Origin of the sequence: Spartinivicinus ruber, assembly GCF_011009015.1 — a bacterium.
GTDB classification, from domain to species: Bacteria; Pseudomonadota; Gammaproteobacteria; order Pseudomonadales; family Zooshikellaceae; genus Spartinivicinus; species Spartinivicinus ruber.
Window position 1 is genome coordinate 6,115,449 of sequence record NZ_CP048878.1, and the last position, 21,144, is coordinate 6,136,592.

Consider the following 21,144-nt stretch of genomic DNA (forward strand, 5'->3'; position numbering starts at 1 on the left):
TACTCCACCAAACTATTTGCTGCTTGCCTTGCTACGATAAAAAGCAAGCGCGCTGTCACTGTGAGTACGTTGAAGATCAGCGTGAACCCAATCAACCACCTCTCCCAGACCTAATACCATTAAGCCGCCAGGAGCCAACCGCTCAACCAAACGATTAAGTATGGTTTTGCGTCGCCAACGACGGAAGTAAATCAACAAGTTCTGACAGAAAATTATATCCATCCCGTGCATGGGCGCTTTATCCAGTTCTAATACATTTACTCTGGCAAAGCAGACCCGTTCTTTCAACCGAGGAACCACTTCGTAACGTTGTTGCCCCTTATCTTCAAAGTAGGCTGACAACAATTGGTTATCCAAGGTTTCTAATTTACGGTGATGGTAAATACCTTGTCGGGCTTTGGCTAAGGCAGGCACACTAATGTCAGTTGCAGTAACTCCAAAGTAGTAACCTTTGCCTATTTTGCTTAGGCATTGATCTGCCAACATGGCAAGCGAGTAAGCCTCTTCCCCTGTTGAACAACCAACACTCCAGATTTCAACAGATTTTTTTTCTTGATTTTCACGTTGAAGCAAGAAGTCTTTGACAACATCAAACGAAGGCTCATGACGAAAAAAGCGCGTTTCCTGAACCGTTAAGCGATCCACCAGCGTAGCCCACTCTCTTGCAGCAGAAGGGCCAGTGGCAACTTCTTCGTAGTAAGCCTGGTAACTACTGAACCCAAGCTCACGCATACGTATGCCGACACTGGTTTGCAAAAAGCTTTTGCGCTGTTCAGTAATAGTCATACCTGTGCGTTCTTCGAGCAATGTCTTCCATTGCTCGAACTGAGCCTGATCCATATCAGGCAAAGCTTGTAATGACCACTCATTTGTCACCGTCATGGTGTCACAACCTAATAAGCACCTCGTTGGTTATTGTCAATGACCTCCTATTACCCAATTAATTCAATGCTTCTGATTCTGGCAATTTGAAGCCCGCTACCGACTTACGCATTTCTGTCGCCAACTCTGCCAAGTTACCGATAGAGTTCGCAGTGGCATTTGTACCAGCAGAAGTTTGTGAGGTAATTTCTTGGATTACATTCATCGTATTCGAAATGTGGCCAGCAGATGAAGCCTGTTGCCGTGCGGCATTCGAAATGTTTTGAATTAAATCTGCTAAGTGTTTGGATACCTTCTCAATTTCTTCCAGAGAGACACCGGCATCCTGAGCTAATCGAGCACCTTTAACTACTTCAGATGTCGTTTGTTCCATCGAAATAACTGCTTCGTTGGTATCAGTCTGAATCGTTTTTACCAACGCCTCAATTTGTTTTGTCGCTGCTGAAGAGCGTTCCGCAAGACGTTGTACCTCATCCGCTACCACCGCGAAACCACGACCTGCGTCGCCTGCCATCGATGCCTGAATTGCCGCATTCAATGCCAGAATGTTAGTTTGGTCGGCGATGTCATTAATTAGCGATACGATATCTCCGATTTCCTGAGAAGATTCACCCAAACGCTTAATACGTTTAGATGTGTCTTGTATCTGCTCACGAATCGTATCCATCCCTGCGATGGTATTTTGTACAACTTCATTACCTTTGTTCGCAATTCCCACCGAGCGTTCTGCTACCGCTGCTGACTCAGCCGCGTTGGCAGATACTTGGTCGATAGAAACTGCCATTTGGTTAACCGCTGCAGATGCTCCAGCAATTTCTTGCGCTTGGTGCTCAGATGCTTCGGCTAAGTGCATTGCTGTAGCCTGGGTTTCTTGAGCAGCAGACGACACCTGTACTGCAGTTTCGTTAATAGTAGTTACCAACTGTCGTAATTGGTCGATAGAGAAGTTAATAGAGTCTGCTATCGCACCAGTGAAATCCTCGGTGACTGTTGCGGAAACGGTTAAGTCACCATCCGCCAAGTCGGCTAATTCGTCCAGTAATCGTAAAATCGCATTCTGGTTGGCTTCGTTAGCTTCTGCTGTTTCACGCAAGCGGTTACGGGTATCAATTACTAGTACAAAGCCGATACCAATTACCGCAACCAGACCAACTAAACCAAAAATCAGCCCAAAATAGGTCTTAAATGGTCTTTCTTCAGTCAGGTTTTCAATGGCTTCTGCTAAACCAGAAGTATCTTTCAACAACTGTTGGGTATCGGTAAAAATTTGGTCAGATGCTTCACGAACCTGGAATAATTCAGGTGAAGTCTCCAAGATTTCGTCCACACTACCACTAACAAACTCAAACAAGTCACTAATTTCATTTAAGCGATCAATCGCTTCTTCATCAGCTACTTTGGTAATATTCAGTGACTCATCACCATTAATCATGCCGTTCAATACCCGGCCAAATAAACTGGCATCACGACCAAAACTGTCTGCTGCCATTACTGATTCTTCAGTACCTTCCAATACTTTGTTTACACTACCGACAATCCGTTCAGCCAGCCATGACTGACGCTGCGCTACTGCAACCTGGTCTGCAGGTGCATTATTGTCGAGCAAAATTTCAACCACCTCATCATATTCAATTTGTAACTGTGGAATAGTTTCAGACAAGGTTGCCGCAACGTCGTGTAAGGATAGAACCGTATCCTCTGTTTGTAAGATGCTATCTGCGTTAGTTTTTACCTTATCCCAGGTTGACTTCAAGCTGGTCATTTGCCCATCAACATTGGTAGAGCCTTGCTCTACGATTGGTGGCAAACTTGCTTCACCATTTTCCAAAATATCCATCCGGGCCTGGAAATTATTACGCGCCTGGTTAAGCAATAAAAATGCTTCTTCTGTACCACTGGCTGCCTCGGTCGCGTTTTTGGCGATCTGCTGAGACAATACTTTCAGCTCCCCCGCATGACCGATATATTCCTTATCCTGCGTGGCTTTTACGTTGACGTCGTACAAAATAAACGCTGCTGCAACCACCGCAATAATAACCACTACGATTAAAACAGCCACAAGCACAAAGGCTTGGTTCTTAGCTTTACCCTTCATGTTTTAATGGCCCCCGCATGGCCTACAACATTTATGTTTGTTATCGCAATTCACCATCACAAGCAGACTCTCCGCCTGCTTCCCTGAATACCCATTAAACAGCTACCTGCAAAAAATCAGGATGCTCTGCTAAGGCAAACAGACTAAATACCAGCCATAGATCATCATCGCGCTCATACGAGCCAGTGAGAAAAGACTGCAAACTTTCTGGTGTTTCTCGTGGGATTTGATTCATAAACCCATCAATGGCGAAGTGCTGCATCCCCAGCACCTCATCAACCACCAAACCACTGACTATTTCGTTGTACTCGACAACTAATATCCGACGTAACTTTCTTACAGTAGAAAGTCGATCACCTAGAAAATCAGGTAAATCCATAATCGGAATCAGTCGCCCACGCACATTAGCAATACCCTTTACCCACGGCTTAACACCAGGTAACTGAGTATAATTAGGGACTGGTAATATCTCAGCCACCTCTTCCATCGGTGCTACAAAATGCTGGTCACCGATACGAAAACCTACACCACTCCAGTGAGCTTTAACCTCAACCTGAGCAGGCAAGCCAGCTGCATGCTGTTTGCTTCGTTTGGCAATATCCTGAAGGATTTTAAATGGAGTTTGCACCTCGGCCATTGTTTGCAACCTTAACGACTTGCTTCCGCCAGTACATTATTTAAGGTTTTAACGAGAACAGACTCTTCGACAGGTTTCGTCAAATAGTCTTTTGCTCCTTGCCGCTTACCCCATACTCGATCAGTTTCCTGATCCTTAGTAGTAACAATTATAACTGGGATATGGCTTGTGCCAGGATCTTTCGTTAATTGTCGAGTCGCCTGAAAACCATTTAAACCAGGCATGACGATATCCATTAAGACGGCATCTGGCTTCTGATCTCTCGCTAATGCAACCCCATCAGCGCCATTTTCAGCTTCCAGTACATCATGGCCATGCTTTTCAAGCATCTCTTTCAGCTTATATCGTTCAGTGGGTGAGTCCTCTACAATCAGTACTCGAGCCATAATTCCCCCAAAATTAATTCACTTATACCAGTTAACTGTAGATGCTGAATTTTTACAGTTACTGGCACCACCTGAAAAAAAAGTTAAGCATTGTTAGCTGAAGGAACATGAGCGCGTATTGCACCAAGTAGTTCTTCTTTGCTAAACGGTTTGGTCAGGTATTGATCAGAGCCTACAATGCGCCCTTTTGCCTTATCAAACAAACCGTCTTTACTAGATAACATGATAACAGGGGTGGCTTTGAATGCACTGTTATTTTTGATCAGGGCACATGTTTGATAGCCATCTAAACGGGGCATCATAATGTCCACAAAAATAATGTTGGGTTGGGTATCGGCAATTTTAGCCAGTGCATCAAACCCATCTGTTGCTGTTACCACAGTACAGCCAACCTTTTTAAGTAGAGTTTCTGCAGTGCGGCGAATCGTCTTACTATCGTCGATCACCATTACCTTTAAACTCTCGAAGTTGTCTTCCATACTCTAACGCCTTCAGCCTTAGGGTTACTCTTCAACTTTAGTCAGTGGTTAGACCACAGAAGCTGTCAGAATTCCGCGTCATTTTTTGTTTTAACACACATTCTTAGTGCAATCTATAAAGTACTATAACCAAGCGGTCTAAATAAACTGCCTGATAAGCAGTATTCACATAATATTAAGACATTTTACTACTCTCGATGTATAAGGTTTAACAAGCTTTATAATAGTTTAGCTATCAATTCTAAATAAGGGTAAACTTCGGGACATAACATTTTTTGCTCAATGCATTTTTAGTCCTCAGCAAAACTACAGGTCACTAAATGAATATTTCTCTCGGCATAGTCATGGACCCTATTAGCCAGATCAATTATCACAAAGATAGCTCACTGGCGATGTTACTTGCTGCTCAGGCTAGAGGCTGGCAACTGTTTTATATGGAACAGGCCAACCTTTACCAAAAAAACGGTGTAGCCAAAGGCCTCATGCAAGAATTATCTGTTCAAGCCGATCCTAATAATTGGTTCGCATTAGGAGAAGCCCATGATAAACCATTAGCTGAGCTTGATGTGATTTTAATGCGCAAAGACCCACCGTTTGATAACGAATACATCTATAGCACCTATTTACTCGAGCAAGCTGAACAACACGGCACATTGGTTGTAAATAAGCCAAGAAGTTTACGTGATTGCAATGAAAAATATTTTGCAACCCATTTTCCTGAGCTAATGCCGGCCAGCTTAATTAGTCGTCGCGCCGACATTCTGAAAGCATTTGCCAGTGAATACCAAGAGGTTATTTATAAACCACTGGATGGTATGGGGGGCAGCTCTGTATTTAAAGTAAAACACCCCGATGCGAATACCAATGTTATTCTAGAAACGTTAACAAATTTTGGCCAGCAACAAATTATGGCGCAACAATTTGTACCGGATATAAAAACAGGCGACAAGCGTATTCTAATGATTGATGGTGAACCAATACCTTATGCTCTGGCACGAATTCCTCCTGTAGGTGAAATTCGTGGCAACCTCGCAGCAGGTGGTTCTGGTGTAGCACAGCCATTATCAGACAGAGATAAGCACATTGCAGCGACTATTGGCCCTGTATTAAAAGAAAAAGGGCTGATTTTTGTTGGCCTTGATGTTATCGGTGACTATCTTACAGAAATTAACGTCACCAGCCCGACCTGTATAAGGGAGATTGATAAGGCCTACAATTTAGACATTGCAGGACAATTAATGGATACCATTTACCAAAAGATAAAAGCTGCAAGCTGATTCATAGACTTTTCCCAGCAATGTTGGCAGACTCGGCGGTTTGTTTGAATTAAGCTCCAGTATGAGATGTAGCAGCTCTAGCTCAGTAACTAGCGACTATCTCATAGTATGGGCATTTGACTTAAGTTTGGATGTAAAAGCAGATGGCTATAGCAGAAGCATACGCACATAATTCATCAACGGACAGGCTATTATTTGCGACCTTTGTTGCTATCGGCGCTCACTTATTACTCTTACTTATCAGCTTTGACCTACTTGACCCACCAGAAGTTAGCAAAGCCCTTGAAATCACTCTGGCCTCTTACGAAAGCAAAAAGCGCCCTAAAGAGGCCGACTTCTTAGCTCAAGCCGACCAGGAAGGCAGTGGTACTCTGGAAGAAAAAGCCAGGGTAACAACCAACCAGCAAGCTCAAATTGCCGACACTAAGCACCGAAAAGTATCACCACAACCACAGCAGCAGGTAGTAAAACAACAGCAAACGCAAAAGTCTGACCTGGTAACCACCACCAGCCGATCCAAGCAGAGAGTTACAGCAGAAACTAAGCAACAGGAAAAACAGAAAACCAATCGTCGAGAAGAAACCAAACCTCAAATTGACTTAAATGCCGAGGTGGCTGCACTTGAGGCACAATTTGACCAACAAGCCCAGCAATATGCCAAACGTCCTAAAATTCACCGGATTACAGCTGCTTCTACCATGCGAGACAAAGGTGCTTTTTATAAGGAAGCCTGGCGCAGAAAAGTAGAAAAAGTAGGCAACATCAATTACCCAGACAAAGCCCGACAGAATAAAATTTATGGCAGTTTACGTTTAGTCGCTGTTATTAATGCTGATGGCAGTCTCGATCGGGTAGAAATTTCGTCATCATCAGGTAAAAAAGTACTCGATGATGCGGCTATTCGTATCGTTAAATTAGCAGCACCGTATGCACCTTTTGGTGATGATTTAAGAGAATTTGATAAAGTCGAGATTATTCGTACCTTCCGCTTTGAAAAAGGCAATTACCTTTCAAGTTTTTAACAGCAGGCAAAAAATTTCCAAGCTTAGCCTTGTGTTCCCTTATACATACCCCAATACTTAGGGGTATGAAAACACAAGTGCCTGACAGCTTAAGAAATCGCTTTCTCATTGCCATGCCCCATTTAATGGACCCTAATTTTTCGCAATCAGTGACCTTTATTTGCGAACATAACGAGCAAGGTGCAATGGGGATTGTAATAAACCGTCCCACTCAATTAACTCTGGGTGAAATTTTTCGTCAGGTAGGCATTGAGCCCAATTCTAACAATCGCTATCAAAGCGAACTTATTTATGCTGGCGGGCCAGTAGAACTCGAACGCGGTTTTGTGCTTCATACTCCTGGAGAGCATAAATGGGACTCTAGCATTTCGGTATCACCTAACATTCAATTGACTACCTCCAAAGATATTCTGCAAGCGATGGCTAAAAATGAAGGCCCAGAAAATGCCTTGGTGGCACTTGGCTATGCTGGCTGGGAAGCAGGTCAACTAGAACGTGAAATTAAAGACAATGCTTGGCTTACCTGTGATGCTGATCCATTGATTTTATTTCAAACCCCAATGGATAAACGTTTGGAAGCTGCTGCAGCATTAATTGGAGTCGATTTACACTTACTCTCCACAGAAGTCGGCCACGCCTGATACCCTTCACGAATGATTTTTATGGTTTGCTGTTTTCGTTTAATTACCAATGATGGTAGGAATGCAGATCAAGTAAGGAGCATTTTTCTGTCTTTACCCCAATCACTAATTATTTATAAGCTCCTGGGACTTCATCGCTTGACAGCCTTCGCTAAAAACTCTTCGCTTTGGCTATCTTCAACTCAATATAAATATTTCTGTGAATATTGATTTTTCTTTACCTAAATTAGACGACAAGATCAGCCAAATTATGGCTTTTGATTTTGGCACAAAAAATATTGGTGTTGCTATTGGTCAACGAGTAACAGGCACCAGTTCTCCTCTACCTACTATTAGAGCCCAAGAAGGAATACCCAACTGGCAAATGTTGGGGAAGCTCATCGAAGAATGGCAACCAGATGCCTTTTTAGTGGGTATTCCACTCAATATGGACGGTTCTGTGGGTGAGATAGGACTAAGAGCAAGAAAATTTGCAAACCGTCTGCACGGACGCTTTGGCAAGCCCTGGTATCCTGCTGATGAACGATTATCAACAAGAAGTGCTAAAGAAAAAGCGGAAGACTTAGGCCACCGTGGCAACTACCAAGAGCGACCTGTTGATAGCCTGGCCGCACTGGTTTTACTGGAAGAGTGGCTCGCCCAACTAGCAGCCCAAGAAAACCTTTAAAACATCTTCCTTGGTTCTTCCTCTTCTTGAATACTCAACGCATCTGCCACACTGGTAAGATGCTCAGAGTCAGTTTCAGAGCCCAGTTTAATCATCAAACGCAGGTCGTTAGGTGAATCAGCATGGGCTAAAGCATCTTCATAGGTGATTTCACCTGCGCTATAAAGTTTGTACAACGCCTGATCGAAGGTCTGCATACCCAACTCATTAGATTTTTGCATCAGTGGCTTCAACTCATGCACAGACCCTTTTCGAATTAAATCTGAGGCAAGTGGTGTATTCAGCAGTACCTCAACAACAGCACGACGAGCCTTACCATCTGGAGTGGGTACCAATTGCTGTGCGACCAGGGCCCTTAAATTTAAAGATAAGTCCATCCATACCTGACCTTGTCGATCTGCATCAAAAAAGTGGATGATCCGATCCAGAGCTTGGTTAGCGTTATTGGCGTGAAGGGTAGCCAAACATAAGTGCCCTGTTTCAGCGAATGCCACCGCATAATCCATGGTTTCCCGAGAACGAATCTCACCAATCAGAATTACATCGGGGGCCTGACGTAAGGTGTTTTTCAACGCAATCTCAAAACTGTCGGTATCAATCCCTACTTCCCGCTGGGTAATAATGCAACCACGATGCTGGTGAATATATTCAATGGGGTCTTCAATACTGATTATGTGACCAGTGCTGTTTTGGTTACGATGTCCAATCATCGCCGCCAATGAAGTTGACTTACCTGTACCTGTCGCCCCCACAAATATCACTAGCCCACGCTTGGTCATAGCAAGATCTTTAATAACTGATGGCAAGCCTAAATCATCTACTTCAGGGATATGGGTTTCAATTCGCCGTAATACCATTCCCACTAAGTTGCGCTGATAAAAAGCACTTACCCGGAACCGGCCAACACCTCTGGCGCTTAACGCAAACTGACACTCTCGCCTTTCATTAAACTCTTTGCGCTGAGACTCGTTCATTACCCCATAGACAGTTTCCCGGGTTTTTTCCGGGCTTAAATTAGTCTTGGTAATCGGGACAATTTTGCCATGCACTTTCATGCTAGGCGGTACACCAGCTGTTATAAAAAGGTCTGATGCACCTTTTTCAACCATTAATTTTAATATCTTATTTATTTCCATACCTGCACCATTTTAAAAGCAGGAGCAATAGTGAACTGCTACAAATCACATCTATTGGTTAAGTCTAGCCCGGATATTTCACCAGATAGTAAAGATTATGTGCCTGAATTAATATTCGGCTAGCAGTTGGCCTGCAATTCATGCAATAAGCATGTTATGCCAATCAGTAACTTTTATACTTCGAACTATCGGCTTAAAAGTTCTCTGGTATTTTGGCTTTTTCTTTAGCTGAGTCTCGACCAATAATACCTTTTTGTAATAAGTCTTTCAGACACTGGTCTAACGTCTGCATGCCTAAGCTGCCGCCAGTCTGAATAGCTGAATACATCTGGGCAACCTTATCTTCACGAATCAGGTTTCTTATTGCTGGTGTACCAATCATGATTTCATGAGCCGCTACCCGACCACCACCAATTTTTTTCAAAAGGGTTTGCGAGATAACTGCCTGCAAAGACTCTGAGAGCATGGAACGTACCATGTCTTTTTCCTGAGCAGGAAATACATCCACTACCCGGTCAATAGTTTTAGCAGCAGAGGTGGTGTGCAAGGTACCAAACACTAAGTGGCCGGTTTCCGCAGCGGTAAGCGCCAAACGAATGGTTTCTAAGTCACGCATCTCACCTACCAGGATGATATCCGGGTCTTCCCGAAGGGCAGAACGCAAGGCTTCACTAAAGCCTAAGGTATCACGGTGTACTTCCCGCTGGTTAACCAAACATTTTTTGGACTCATGAACAAACTCTATAGGGTCTTCGATGGTTAGAATATGCTCGTAACGATTTTCATTAATATAATCCATCATCGCTGCAAGTGTCGTACTTTTACCAGAACCTGTTGGCCCGGTTACCAGCACAATCCCGCGAGGATAGCCAGCAATATCCTTAAATACTTTCCCCATCCCCAATTCTTCCATTGACAGCACTTTGGAAGGAATGGTCCGGAATACAGCGGCAGCTCCTCGATTCTGGTTAAAGGAGTTTACCCTGAAACGGGCCACCCCCGGCACCTCAAATGAAAAGTCAGTTTCAAGGAATTCTTCATAATCCTTTCGCTGCTTATCATTCATAATGTCATAGATAAGCGCATGGACCTGTTTATGATCTAAAGCAGGCAGGTTAATCCGCCTGACATCACCATCAATTCTGATCATGGGGGGTAGCCCAGCAGAAATATGTAAGTCAGATGCCCCCTGCTTGGCGCTGAAGGCAAGCAACTCAGTTATGTCCATGCTAGTTCCTCAGTTATTTTTTGCTTTCTTTTATTACGGCTGTTACCAATTTTCTTACAACAAGTGTCAGTAACTGTAGAAATTATACAACGCTTGACGTCAACAGACCCTAACATTTTGATTTGTCAGTACATAGTTTATTATCAGAGATGTTTGTACACCCAACGGGAAGCTAAAATACATTCGCCAAGGGTATAACTGAAACATCATGTAGCTTGAAAGTGTTTATTAATGACCATAGCAAACAATCTACGCTCTGTTCGTCAACAAATTGCGAAAGCAGCTGTAGCCAGCCCACATCAGCAACAAGTAAAACTGCTTGCGGTTAGCAAAACCAAACCTGCTGAGTTAATTCGTGATGCATATGAAGCAGGCCAAACTGAATTTGGTGAAAACTACCTTCAAGAAGCAATTGATAAACAACAAAGCCTTCAAGATTTACCATTGATCTGGCATTTTATTGGTCCTATTCAGTCCAACAAAACCAAGCCCATCGCCCAACACTTTGATTGGGTGCATAGCGTGGATCGACTTAAAATTGCCACTCGCCTTAATGAAGCTAGAGCAGAAACTGCCGCCTCTCCTTTAAATATTTGTTTACAAGTCAATATTAGCAGTGAAGCCAGCAAGTCAGGTGTTTCTCTTAACGAATTAGCCGATTTAGCTAATGCAACAAGCAGGTTACCTTACTTGTCACTGAGAGGGTTAATGACTATCCCAGCTCCGACAAATGACCACGCTGAACAGCGAGCAAATTTTGCACGCTTGTTTAATGCCTTACATAAGCTACAGCGACAGCTACCAACACAGCCGCTTGATACTTTATCAATGGGCATGAGCAATGATTTGGAAGCAGCCATTTTAGAAGGCGCCACTTATGTCAGAGTGGGTACGGCAATCTTTGGTGCTCGAAGCCAGTAATTACAGGAATTAATATAGATGAAAGCAGATAAAACAATCGCCTTTCTTGGGGCTGGCAATATGGCCAGAAGCATCATTGGCGGACTAGTTCAGCAAAATTATCCAGCACAATTAATTTGGGCAACAGCACGCACTCAGGCCACTTTGGATAATTTACCTAGCCAATGGGGAATTCAGCTAACGACAGATAATAAGAAAGCTATAGAACAAGCAGACATCGTAGTATTAGCAGTCAAGCCAAAACAGTTGAAGGATGTGCTGGCTGATTTAGCGCCTATCATTATCAGCAAAAAGCCCCTGTTGGTTTCTGTCGCAGCAGGCATTCCTACCAACCAAATAGCCAGCTGGGCAGGTGATGAATCACTTGCAATTATCCGTAGCATGCCCAATACACCGTCTTTAGTCGGTAAAGGGGCAGCAGGTTTATACGCCAATGAGCATACGACGCAAGCAGATAAAGATTTTATTACTGCATTGTTTGCTACCATTGGTACCAGCACTTGGGTTGAAGCTGAAACATTACTTCATGCCGTTACTGCCGTATCAGGTAGTGCACCGGCTTATTTCTTTCTATTGCTTGAATCAATGGTAACCACTGCAAAAAAAATGGGGCTAGCTGAACAAGATGCAATTAAGCTTGCTTCACAAACAGCCATTGGTGCAGGCTTAATGGCACAACAAGGCGAATACAGTGTTACAGAGTTAAAGCAACAAATTATGTCTCCAGGAGGCACAACCGAACAAGCTATTCGTTTTTTTGAGCAAAACGGTTTTGAATCTCTGGTAAACGATGCAATGGAAGCCTGTTATCAACGTTCAGTATCAATGGCAACTGAATACAAATAATCCAACCCTTTACGATTAGCACTAAGGATTAGAAAAAACTTATGGATACACTGCAAATGGTATTAGGCCTAATCATATGGTTTATTGGTGAATTATATGTATTAGCCATCCTGCTCAGGTTTATCTTACAACTGATTAAAGCCGATTTTTACAACCCTATTTCTCAGGCAGTGGTAAAAGTAACAAATCCCCCGCTTGTTCCGTTAAGACGATTTATTCCAAGTATGGGAGGGGCTGATACAGCCAGTTTGGTGCTGGCACTGTTAGTGCAAATAGTATTGGTTTATTTAATCTCACTTATTGGTGGAATTTCGCCAGTCAGTTTAAATGTTGGTATGGTGATAGTGGCAGCTATTGCTGGGCTGTTCAGCATCCTACTTAATTTTTATGTATTTGCAGGCATAATCATTGTCATTGCTAGCTTTATTGCACCAGGAAGTTACAGCCCAGCTCTAATGATGCTTAATCAGCTATTTGAACCTATGTGTCGACGGATACGACAAGTTATTCCTCCACTGGGAGGCTTGGACTTTTCAATCATGGTGGTGTTTTTAGGGATATATATTCTAAAACTAATCACTGTTGGTACACTGCGCAATATTGCTATGGCTGACTATGGTTTAAGATTCTTTCTTGGTTATGTATAAACGAGGCTAGCCGCTACTTAAGTAAACTTGCGCCACTTATAGTACAAACTCTTCAGGTATACATAAGTGGTGCTGTACTTTTGGAATACGACACCTGCTAGCCTAAATCACCTGAAACAGCCCCTACAGCTTTCACACTATTTGGACAATCAATTTCACTTATCGGCTGAAATTCGTGTCATCTATCACAGTGCTGTAATTTTCTTGTAGTGATTAATTGACCCTTTCCGCAGCTCTTCGTTTAATTAAATAGTAGGCCCTCGTCTGGCCTGAAAAAGCTGGCTAAATATCAATCAAATAAAATGCAGTCTTTAACACAGCCTGCTTGAATATGCAGCTTTAAGGAAGTCGCCGCATTAAAAGGTAGTGGTACCAAGCAATGAACACGAGCAGTTTGACAAAACAACTTGAGCAACATATTGAGTGGAAACGGAAAGCCAACAGCCAGCTAACTCAATATACTGGTTGGTTATCTAAAAACCAGCTAAGTTCCCCTGAAATTGAAGATCTCATTTCACGAGCCAAACAAAAACTGGTTGAAGACGCCATTACCCTATCATTTGTAGGTGAGTCTTCGCGGGGCAAAACAGAACTAATCAACTCTTTATTTTTTTCGCATTTTGGCCAAAAGCTGTTTCCTTCTGAAATCGGCCGTACCACTATGTGCCCAACGGAAGTGCTATCTGATAAAGCCATAACCAATGCCTATATAAGGTTATTGCCTATTGAAACCCGTAAAACAGAACGGACCATAGCTAATTACAAAGCGTCACCTGATGAGTGGGTAACGATCAACCTACCAGGCAATAACCCGGCAGAAATGGCTAAGGCCTTTAATGAAGTATCACGTAACCGTCAAGCTAGCTATGAAGAAGCACGGCAACTGGGCTTTAGCCCTGGCGCCCTTGAAGCTAGTGAAGCCATGCCAGGCAAAGTGATTATTCCTGCATGGCGTTATGCCATTATCAGTTTTGATCACCCCCAGCTTAATCATGGATTGCGAATTATCGATACTCCAAGCCTAAACAGCTATGGATGTGAGCCTGAGCTAGCACTTGATATTCTTAACCACAGTCATGCAGTAGTGTTTGTAGTAAGCGCAGAAAAAAATATCAGCATTGGTGATCTAGCTGTATGGAAGTTTTATCTGAAGCAGATTCAGGATGATCCCTCTGCTCAACTATTAACTGTATTAAATAAAACTGACCTGCTTTGGGATGACTTAGAGGGTGAGCGCTACGCTCAGCTGACTATTGCCCAGCGCCAAAAATCTATCGCTAAAAAACTAGGTTTAGCAGCAGAAAAGATTTTACCAGTTTCCGCTAAACACGCTTTATTAGGCAAAGTACGCAAAAACCAACGTCAAATTGATCGAAGCAACATTGATGCATTAGAACAAGTATTGAGTGAGCGTGTCAGTCAACACCAATCTAAACTAGCTGCGACACCAATCCTGCTAAGCACCCTTACCATGATGAAAAACAGCAGGGACTCAATGCAGCTACGGCTGGAAGATTTAAAAGCCCAGCACCAGTTAATTGGTAAAAGCTCTGGCGAAAACAAAGCCATTATTGAAGAGTTGAACAATCAAACTAAAGCGGAATATCAAAATTACCATAAGCGGCTACTGACTTTAAAATCCAATCGCCGCTTATTATCCAGACAAGCAGAGTTATTAGACACTGCAGCTAACACACCGCAGTTTAACCGGCTATCCAATAAACTGAAAAATACTGTTAATACCCAATGGACGCCAGGAGCAGGTCTTGCTCAAGGCATCGCCGATTTTTTTAGAGCTTTGTATTTAGACTTAAATAACTTAAAGCTTGAAGTGAGTATGGCCAACAAAATGGCCAGCTCATTATATGAACGTTATCAGCCAGAGCATGATGAGCTTGAACTCCCTGTACCGAATATTGACTTGGAGTTCTATACCCAACAGTTCAGGTCTTTACAAACGCGCTCTGAAGGCTTTAATCAACAGCTTACCGCTCAATCACCAGAAGCAAAAGTTATTATTACTCGCCTGTTTAATACGCTGTTAAACCAAATTAACCAGACTTTAAAGCTGCTAAAACAAGATACCACTCACTGGGCTAATGATGTGTTGCAGCCACTGCTACAACATACCCTAGAACAAAAACAGCTCACAGAGCAGCAAATGGTTCAGCTTCGTAACCTGACTATGGATGCACAAAGTATTCTTTGGCGCTCCGAAAAGATCAGCTTATTTATTAATGATACAGCGAAGCAGCTCGAACTTGCCGATGGATTTTTAGGCAAATCCAACAATGGTAATGGGGTTGAAGCAGAGTCAACACTACCCGCTGATTGGCCTTCAACTCTTTAACTTCTCTTACTTAACACCCTCTCCTCAGAGGGTGTCACAAAAGCCTGCCAAATAACTTACTCAGCCAATAGCTATAGTCAGCACATCTGTTTATTATACCCTTCACGTAAGGTACATCTTTCTTTGGGTCAGTTTTCTCCACCTAACCAACTTGGTATACGACTGGTTCGTTCGATATGCCCAACAGTCTTTATGTAAAAAGAAATACTGTTTAGGAGTGAAGTAAGCTAATCATGCCAGAACAAATCCCACCTGACTCGGTAGGTTTAGTTGAGCCTCAGCTAGCCATTTTTAACAGTCCTTTGGAGCTTACTTGTGGCCAAACCCTATCTCATTATGAGCTAGCCTACGAAACTTATGGTCAGCTAAATAGCAACAAATCTAATGGCATTCTGATCTGCCATGCTTTAAGCGGTCATCATCACGCAGCTGGATATCATAGCATGGAAGACCGAAAACCAGGCTGGTGGGATAACTACATTGGTCCTGGCAAGCCCATTGATACCAACCACTTCTTTGTGGTGGCACTCAATAATCTAGGTGGCTGTCATGGCTCTACTGGACCAAATAGCGTCAATCCTGATAGCAAAAAGCTGTATGGCCCCGAGTTTCCGATAGTTACAGTGAAAGATTGGGTGAAAAGCCAAGCTCGGCTGGCTGATATGTTGGGCATTCAACAGTGGGCCGCAGTTATTGGAGGTAGTTTAGGAGGCATGCAAGCCCTACAGTGGTCTATTGATTATCCTGATCGGCTCAAACATGCAGTAGTTATAGCCTCTGCCCCAAAATTAACAGCACAAAATATTGCCTTTAACGAAGTAGCCAGGCAAGCCATTATGTCTGATGAAGGGTTTCATCAAGGCTGGTACAAACAGCAAAATGATTATCCTAAAAAAGGTTTAATGTTGGCCAGAATGGTCGGGCATATTACATATCTTTCTGATGATGCAATGCGGCAAAAGTTTGGTCGGGATTTGCGCTCAGGAAAAATTAACTTTGATTTTGGCGCAGAATTTCAGGTCGAAAGCTACTTACGTTACCAAGGTGAAATTTTCTCCGAAAATTTTGATGCTAACACCTATTTGTTAATGACCAAGGCTCTCGATTACTTCGATCCAGCTAAAGATTACAACGATGACCTGGTAGCTGCATTAAGACAGGCCAAGTGCCAATTTTTTATCATGTCTTTCACAACAGATTGGCGCTTCTTGCCAGAGCGCTCAAAAGAAATCGTTGATGCATTGCTTTCAGCTAAAAAAGATGTGAGTTATCTGGATATTAATGCCCCAGAAGGGCATGACGCCTTTTTATTACCAATTCCACGTTATAAAAATGCCTTTAAAGCCTATCTAGCTCGAGTTGCCGATGAGGTGAAATCCAATGAGAACTGACTTTCAAATCATTCAAGCATGGATTGACTCACACTCCAGAGTTCTTGACTTAGGCTGTGGTGATGGCTCTTTTCTCAAGTATTTAAAAGAGCATAAACAAACTCAAGGTTATGGGCTAGAAATTGACCCAGAGAATATTGAACGATGTATTGAAAAAGGGATTAATGTTATCGAACAAGACTTAGACAAAGGGCTAAGCAATTTTATCGACAACAGTTTTGATACAGTTTTAATGGCACAAGCGCTCCAGGCTGTTCACTATCCTCATTTAGTGCTAGAAGAAATGCTGAGAATTGGTCGTGAGTGTATAATTACCTTTCCTAATTTCGGTCACTGGCGCTGTCGTCTTTATCTTACTCAAAGGGGTAAAATGCCTGTATCCAAGTTTATGCCATACACTTGGTACAATACACCCAATATCCATTTCTGTACCTTTAAAGATTTTGAAGAGCTTTGCCAACAAAAGCAGGTGCGCATACTTAATCGCATGGTAGTTGATCAAACCCACCGAGGTGACTGGATATCTCGCTTAATGCCAAACCTTTTTGGGGAAATTGCCATTTATCATCTTACACGTTAGTGCGAGCGGGTATCAAACTAGGACCTAATCACATTTGCCCGAAGATACTGCTAGAGGCAAATATTAACAGGCCCTTGTATACTTGAATTAAGCAATAACAATTTTTTTAGCAACTTAGGCCTATCAGCCTGACTCTCAGGTTAATAAGCCTCGCCACAACAAAGGCTACCAAAAATGATGAAAATAAGACCAAGTCTGGCGGGTTTAGTTAGTGTGGTTTTTGCATTTTTATTAAGCTCATCCATCAGCGCAGAAACAAAATCGTTTAATAACTATACAGTTCATTATTCCGTTTTTAACAGCACATTTTTACAGCCCAATATAGCTGCTCAATATGGTATCCCCAGAGGAAAGCGCGAGGGGGTGGTTAATATTTCCGTACAAAAAAAGCAACAAGATAGCAGCAAGCCTGTAAGTGCTATTTTAAATGGTAAAGTCATCAATTTAATTCAACAGGCACAAAAACTATCGTTTAAAAAAATCGAAGAAGGCTCTGCTGTCTATTATTTAGCACCTTTTGAATTTACCAATGAAGAACAGTTAAAATTCAGTGTAGAAATTCAACCCGATCCTAATAAAGCCCCTTTTGAGCTTAACTTTAACCACAAGCTATACGAGGAATAATTTTTTTATGTCAGGCAATATTCAGCAAGTGGTACTAGCTAGCAATAACTTAGGTAAGCTGAACGAATTCCAACATTTACTCGGGGGGCTTAATTTTAAAATGCTTCCCCAAAAACAGTTTGGCATCCAGTCAGTAGAAGAAACTGGTCTTACTTTTGTTGAAAATGCCATTTTAAAAGCAAGGCACGCCTCCAAAATTGCCGGATTACCTGCCCTAGCAGACGATTCAGGTCTAGAAGTAGATGCACTTAACGGAGCCCCTGGCATTTATTCTGCTCGTTTTGCAGGAGAAGATGCCTCTGATGCAGACAACAACCAAAAATTGCTGCAGCTTCTAGAAGGTAAATCTCTCAATGAGCGTACAGCCCACTTTCACTGCGTATTGGTATATCTAAAACACCCAGAAGACCCTACTCCGCTGATATGTCATGGCACATGGGAAGGGATTATTTTAGAAGAAGTTCGTGGTGATAATGGCTTTGGCTATGACCCTTTATTTTTTGTGCCTTCCGAGCACTGCACCTCAGCAGAGCTGCCTGCCAACTTAAAAAATAAGCTCAGTCACCGCGCTCAAGCAATGCAACAACTGTTAACAAAGCTCAAACAAAGTTAAATGTCCACTAATTAGTTTTTATACTCGGGATATATGAAGCCGTAAATTGTGATTAGTCAATTACCTCCATTAAGTCTCTATATTCATGTGCCCTGGTGTGTGCGAAAATGTCCCTACTGCGACTTTAACTCTCACACATCCCCTCAACAACTGCCTGAAAATGAATATATTGACGCTTTACTTGATGATTTTCTTCACGAAAAGCCTTATATCCAAGGCAGAGAACTACAGAGTATCTTTTTTGGTGGCGGCACCCCAAGCCTGCTCTCAGCTAAAGGAATAGCAGACTTATTAATTCGATTAAAGTCACATATATCTTTTGCTGAAAATATAGAAGTAACCCTGGAAGCTAACCCAGGCACTTTTGAACAAGAAAAATTCTCCGGCTTTTTTCAGGCAGGAATTAATAGACTATCGATTGGTATTCAAAGTTTTAACCCTGATCACTTAACAGTACTTGGTCGTATTCACAGTTCCAATGAAGCCCTGTTAGCGGTAAATATTGCAAAACAGGCAGGTTTTAAAAATATTAATCTAGATTTAATGCATGGCTTACCCAATCAAACTGTTGAGCAAGCTTTAACTGATATAAGTACTGCAATTGCGGCAAAACCAACTCATATCTCGTGGTATCAATTGACCATTGAGCCTAATACAGTTTTTTATTCAAAACCACCAGCACTTCCTGTTGATGATGTATTGTGGGATATTCAGCAGGCAGGTCAAACACTACTGGCAGAACATGATTATTTACAATATGAAATATCTGCTTACAGTCAACCTAACAAACCAGCACAACATAATTTAAATTACTGGCAGTTTGGCGATTTTATTGGCATCGGTGCAGGAGCCCATGGAAAAATCACCAGCCTCACTCAGCAACAAATCATCCGCCGCTGGAAAACCCGGCTGCCTAAAGACTATTTGTCCCCAGACAAAGCATTCATTGCTGGTGAACGAATTATTACCCCAGCAGAACTCCCATTGGAATTTATGATGAATGCCATGCGCCTGTCAGCAGGTGTTCCTAAAAACTATTTTAACGAGCGCACCGGGCTTTCCAGTGAATCAATTAAATACCTACTACAACAGGCTGTTGACAAAGAACTACTTGATACATCAAATAACACCATAAAGCCTACACCATTGGGTAGCAGATATTTAAACGATCTTCTTGAAATATTCATGAACTAAGCAAACCGACAACTTATGGATGCATTTTTAGATATTTTTATTCAACTTTCATTATGGTGCAAAAAATATAGTTATGAAACAGCCCTAGCAATTATGGCAACATTAATTGTGCTCTTTGGCAACAAAGTAAATTTAGTCATAAAAGGCCATATTAATCGACTAAATTTTATAATCCGAACTTCTATATTTATCCTAGTTTGTGCCGTAGGTTATGGTGCAGTACTAATATTTTTAACACCTTGGTTAGCAGATCTACTCATTTCTCTGCATAATCAAATATTATCGCCAATATTGCTACTTTTATTTATTGGTATTGGAGTGGTTGCCGATAGAAATTATTGAAACCTTCACTAAAATACAGCTCTGTAGACAACCCTAAAAAATACCATCTAAATTTACCAAAAGCCTTGTTACTTAAATGTAACAAGCCTGGTATTATTAGGCCTTTGATTTTAAATTTTTATTATAGGTCACTATATGCTATCTACTAGCAACAAAACCTTTACTCTGGTTTTTTCAATATTCTTTTCTTCATCTTTACTTGCAACCCCTGAAATCACACAAGGCTTAATAAACACAACACAAAACCTAAGCACTATTAACAAAGTGAATAAAATAAGTGAATTATTACTTGGAACTCCCTATGCTGATGGAAAGCTAGGTGAAGGGATCAATGGTAAATACGATAAAGACCCTCTTTACCGTTTTGATCAGTTCGATTGCACTACCTTTGTTGAAACAGTAATGGCTGTTGCTATCTCAGATAGTTCCGATAACTTTTTAAATAATATAAATAATATCAGATATAAAGGTGGTTATGTCTCATATACAACTCGTAACCACTTCCCTAGTCTTGATTGGATTCCTAATAATCAGGTGTTTTTTGAAGACATCACTCGCTCAATAGCTGGAGAATCAACTGCAACTGCAGTAGCTATCATTGATAAGAAAGCCTGGTACGAAGCCAGCAAAATAGAGAAAATCCAATCAATTGATATAAACAAGAACAGTAAACAACAACTCCTGGAACAACTAAAAGAGGAAGGAAGCCAATTTGAACCTGAACAAGCAAGCTTACCTTATATCCCACTAGATACTATCTTTGTCAGAACAATACCAACCCCAGAGGTTTTACAAGAAAGAGAAGATAAGCTCAGGTCAATTCAAACCGATGAGTTATTATCAGAAAAAGAGCGTAAAGCAAAAATAAAAAAGTTTAAACTGGAAAACAGAATAGCAGACTCAGCAATTGACCAGCAACTACTTGATAAAATATCCACCGGCAGCATTATTAATGTAGTCAGACCCAACTGGAATCTTAAAAAGTGGATTGGAACAAATATGAACGTGTCTCATCAAGGTTTAGCTATTCGTAAAAATGGCCAGCTATATTTTCGTCATGCCAGTTCCACTAAGAAAGCTGTAGTAGATATTGAATTTACTAAGTATTTTTCAAAGTTCCTACTAAGTCCTACACTTAAGGGGGTTAATGTTTTAAGGCTAAGACGTTAAGGCTTTCTTGAAGTTC

General features: G+C 41.9%; 22 protein-coding genes. 15 read left to right on the top strand and 7 right to left on the bottom strand.

What is annotated here, in order from left to right; all coding sequences use genetic code 11:
* Nucleotides 1-12 precede the first annotated feature (12 nt).
* The 5 genes from G4Y78_RS27575 to pilG all read right to left on the bottom strand — a co-directional run bounded on the left by G4Y78_RS27575 (nucleotide 13) and on the right by pilG (nucleotide 4,479).
* A complete protein-coding gene (locus tag G4Y78_RS27575; RefSeq protein ID WP_163836150.1) occupies nucleotides 13-882 on the bottom strand; it encodes a CheR family methyltransferase in 870 nt (289 codons plus the stop codon).
* A 58-nt stretch (nucleotides 883-940) separates the two neighbouring features.
* Complete coding sequence (locus G4Y78_RS27580) at nucleotides 941-2,977, bottom strand: methyl-accepting chemotaxis protein (RefSeq protein ID WP_163836151.1); 2,037 nt, start codon at nucleotides 2,975-2,977, stop codon at nucleotides 941-943.
* Nucleotides 2,978-3,071: 94 nt separating this feature from the next.
* Entirely contained in the window at nucleotides 3,072-3,614 is a 543-nt protein-coding gene (locus tag G4Y78_RS27585) for a chemotaxis protein CheW (RefSeq protein WP_163836152.1), read from the bottom strand.
* Nucleotides 3,615-3,625: 11 nt separating this feature from the next.
* Nucleotides 3,626-4,000 carry a twitching motility response regulator PilH gene (gene pilH / locus G4Y78_RS27590; protein ID WP_163836153.1) on the bottom strand — a complete coding sequence of 125 codons (375 nt, stop codon included), beginning with the start codon at nucleotides 3,998-4,000 and terminating at the stop codon, nucleotides 3,626-3,628.
* Between the two features lie 83 nt (nucleotides 4,001-4,083).
* On the bottom strand, nucleotides 4,084-4,479 hold the full coding sequence (gene pilG, locus G4Y78_RS27595) for a twitching motility response regulator PilG (protein WP_163836154.1): 396 nt from the start codon (nucleotides 4,477-4,479) through the stop codon (nucleotides 4,084-4,086).
* A 320-nt stretch (nucleotides 4,480-4,799) separates the two neighbouring features.
* On the opposite strand from pilG, the gene gshB reads away from it, so the two are divergent.
* The 4 genes from gshB to ruvX all read left to right on the top strand — a co-directional run bounded on the left by gshB (nucleotide 4,800) and on the right by ruvX (nucleotide 8,086).
* Nucleotides 4,800-5,756 (top strand): glutathione synthase, encoded by a 957-nt coding sequence (gene gshB / locus G4Y78_RS27600; protein WP_163836155.1) that lies wholly within the window; start codon nucleotides 4,800-4,802, stop codon nucleotides 5,754-5,756.
* Between the two features lie 143 nt (nucleotides 5,757-5,899).
* Nucleotides 5,900-6,778 (top strand): energy transducer TonB, encoded by an 879-nt coding sequence (locus tag G4Y78_RS27605; protein ID WP_163836156.1) that lies wholly within the window; start codon nucleotides 5,900-5,902, stop codon nucleotides 6,776-6,778.
* 65 nt (nucleotides 6,779-6,843) lie between these two features.
* Complete coding sequence (locus G4Y78_RS27610) at nucleotides 6,844-7,419, top strand: YqgE/AlgH family protein (RefSeq protein WP_163836157.1); 576 nt, start codon at nucleotides 6,844-6,846, stop codon at nucleotides 7,417-7,419.
* A 199-nt stretch (nucleotides 7,420-7,618) separates the two neighbouring features.
* Entirely contained in the window at nucleotides 7,619-8,086 is a 468-nt protein-coding gene (ruvX, locus tag G4Y78_RS27615) for a Holliday junction resolvase RuvX (protein ID WP_230425659.1), read from the top strand.
* Here the strand turns inward: ruvX and G4Y78_RS27620 are convergent.
* Together G4Y78_RS27620 and G4Y78_RS27625 are read right to left on the bottom strand one after the other, a co-directional pair.
* On the bottom strand, nucleotides 8,083-9,222 hold the full coding sequence (locus tag G4Y78_RS27620) for a PilT/PilU family type 4a pilus ATPase (protein ID WP_163836158.1): 1,140 nt from the start codon (nucleotides 9,220-9,222) through the stop codon (nucleotides 8,083-8,085). The genes ruvX and G4Y78_RS27620 overlap by 4 nt on opposite strands.
* Before the next feature lie 193 nt (nucleotides 9,223-9,415).
* A complete protein-coding gene (locus tag G4Y78_RS27625) occupies nucleotides 9,416-10,450 on the bottom strand; it encodes a type IV pilus twitching motility protein PilT (RefSeq protein WP_163836159.1) in 1,035 nt (344 codons plus the stop codon).
* Nucleotides 10,451-10,681: 231 nt separating this feature from the next.
* Between G4Y78_RS27625 and G4Y78_RS27630 the strand changes: the two genes are divergently transcribed.
* The 11 genes from G4Y78_RS27630 (at nucleotide 10,682) to G4Y78_RS31210 (ending at nucleotide 21,128) form a co-directional block, all read left to right on the top strand.
* Complete coding sequence (locus G4Y78_RS27630) at nucleotides 10,682-11,371, top strand: YggS family pyridoxal phosphate-dependent enzyme (RefSeq protein WP_163836160.1); 690 nt, start codon at nucleotides 10,682-10,684, stop codon at nucleotides 11,369-11,371.
* Nucleotides 11,372-11,389: 18 nt separating this feature from the next.
* On the top strand, nucleotides 11,390-12,217 hold the full coding sequence (proC, locus tag G4Y78_RS27635; RefSeq protein ID WP_163836161.1) for a pyrroline-5-carboxylate reductase: 828 nt from the start codon (nucleotides 11,390-11,392) through the stop codon (nucleotides 12,215-12,217).
* A gap of 41 nt (nucleotides 12,218-12,258) precedes the next feature.
* The gene (locus tag G4Y78_RS27640; RefSeq protein ID WP_163836162.1) at nucleotides 12,259-12,864 is read left to right on the top strand and encodes a YggT family protein; all 606 of its coding nucleotides are present in this window, start codon (nucleotides 12,259-12,261) and stop codon (nucleotides 12,862-12,864) included.
* A 379-nt stretch (nucleotides 12,865-13,243) separates the two neighbouring features.
* Nucleotides 13,244-15,214, top strand: a complete 1,971-nt coding sequence (locus G4Y78_RS27645; protein WP_163836163.1) for a dynamin family protein — start codon at nucleotides 13,244-13,246, stop codon at nucleotides 15,212-15,214.
* A gap of 233 nt (nucleotides 15,215-15,447) precedes the next feature.
* Nucleotides 15,448-16,605: a homoserine O-succinyltransferase MetX gene (gene metX / locus G4Y78_RS27650; protein ID WP_163836164.1), complete on the top strand. Its 1,158-nt coding sequence runs from the start codon at nucleotides 15,448-15,450 to the stop codon at nucleotides 16,603-16,605.
* On the top strand, nucleotides 16,595-17,185 hold the full coding sequence (gene metW, locus G4Y78_RS27655; protein WP_163836165.1) for a methionine biosynthesis protein MetW: 591 nt from the start codon (nucleotides 16,595-16,597) through the stop codon (nucleotides 17,183-17,185). The genes metX and metW overlap by 11 nt, the downstream gene beginning before the upstream one ends.
* A gap of 174 nt (nucleotides 17,186-17,359) precedes the next feature.
* Nucleotides 17,360-17,809, top strand: a complete 450-nt coding sequence (locus tag G4Y78_RS27660; RefSeq protein ID WP_163836166.1) for a DUF4426 domain-containing protein — start codon at nucleotides 17,360-17,362, stop codon at nucleotides 17,807-17,809.
* 7 nt (nucleotides 17,810-17,816) lie between these two features.
* The gene (locus G4Y78_RS27665) at nucleotides 17,817-18,422 is read left to right on the top strand and encodes an XTP/dITP diphosphatase (protein ID WP_163836167.1); all 606 of its coding nucleotides are present in this window, start codon (nucleotides 17,817-17,819) and stop codon (nucleotides 18,420-18,422) included.
* Nucleotides 18,423-18,470: 48 nt separating this feature from the next.
* Entirely contained in the window at nucleotides 18,471-19,616 is a 1,146-nt protein-coding gene (gene hemW, locus G4Y78_RS27670) for a radical SAM family heme chaperone HemW (protein ID WP_230425660.1), read from the top strand.
* Nucleotides 19,617-19,631: 15 nt separating this feature from the next.
* Nucleotides 19,632-19,958, top strand: a complete 327-nt coding sequence (locus tag G4Y78_RS27675) for a DUF3392 family protein (RefSeq protein ID WP_163836168.1) — start codon at nucleotides 19,632-19,634, stop codon at nucleotides 19,956-19,958.
* Nucleotides 19,959-20,093: 135 nt separating this feature from the next.
* Nucleotides 20,094-21,128, top strand: coding sequence for an N-acetylmuramoyl-L-alanine amidase-like domain-containing protein (locus G4Y78_RS31210; RefSeq protein WP_230425661.1), 1,035 nt, complete (start codon nucleotides 20,094-20,096; stop codon nucleotides 21,126-21,128).
* Nucleotides 21,129-21,144 lie beyond the last annotated feature (16 nt).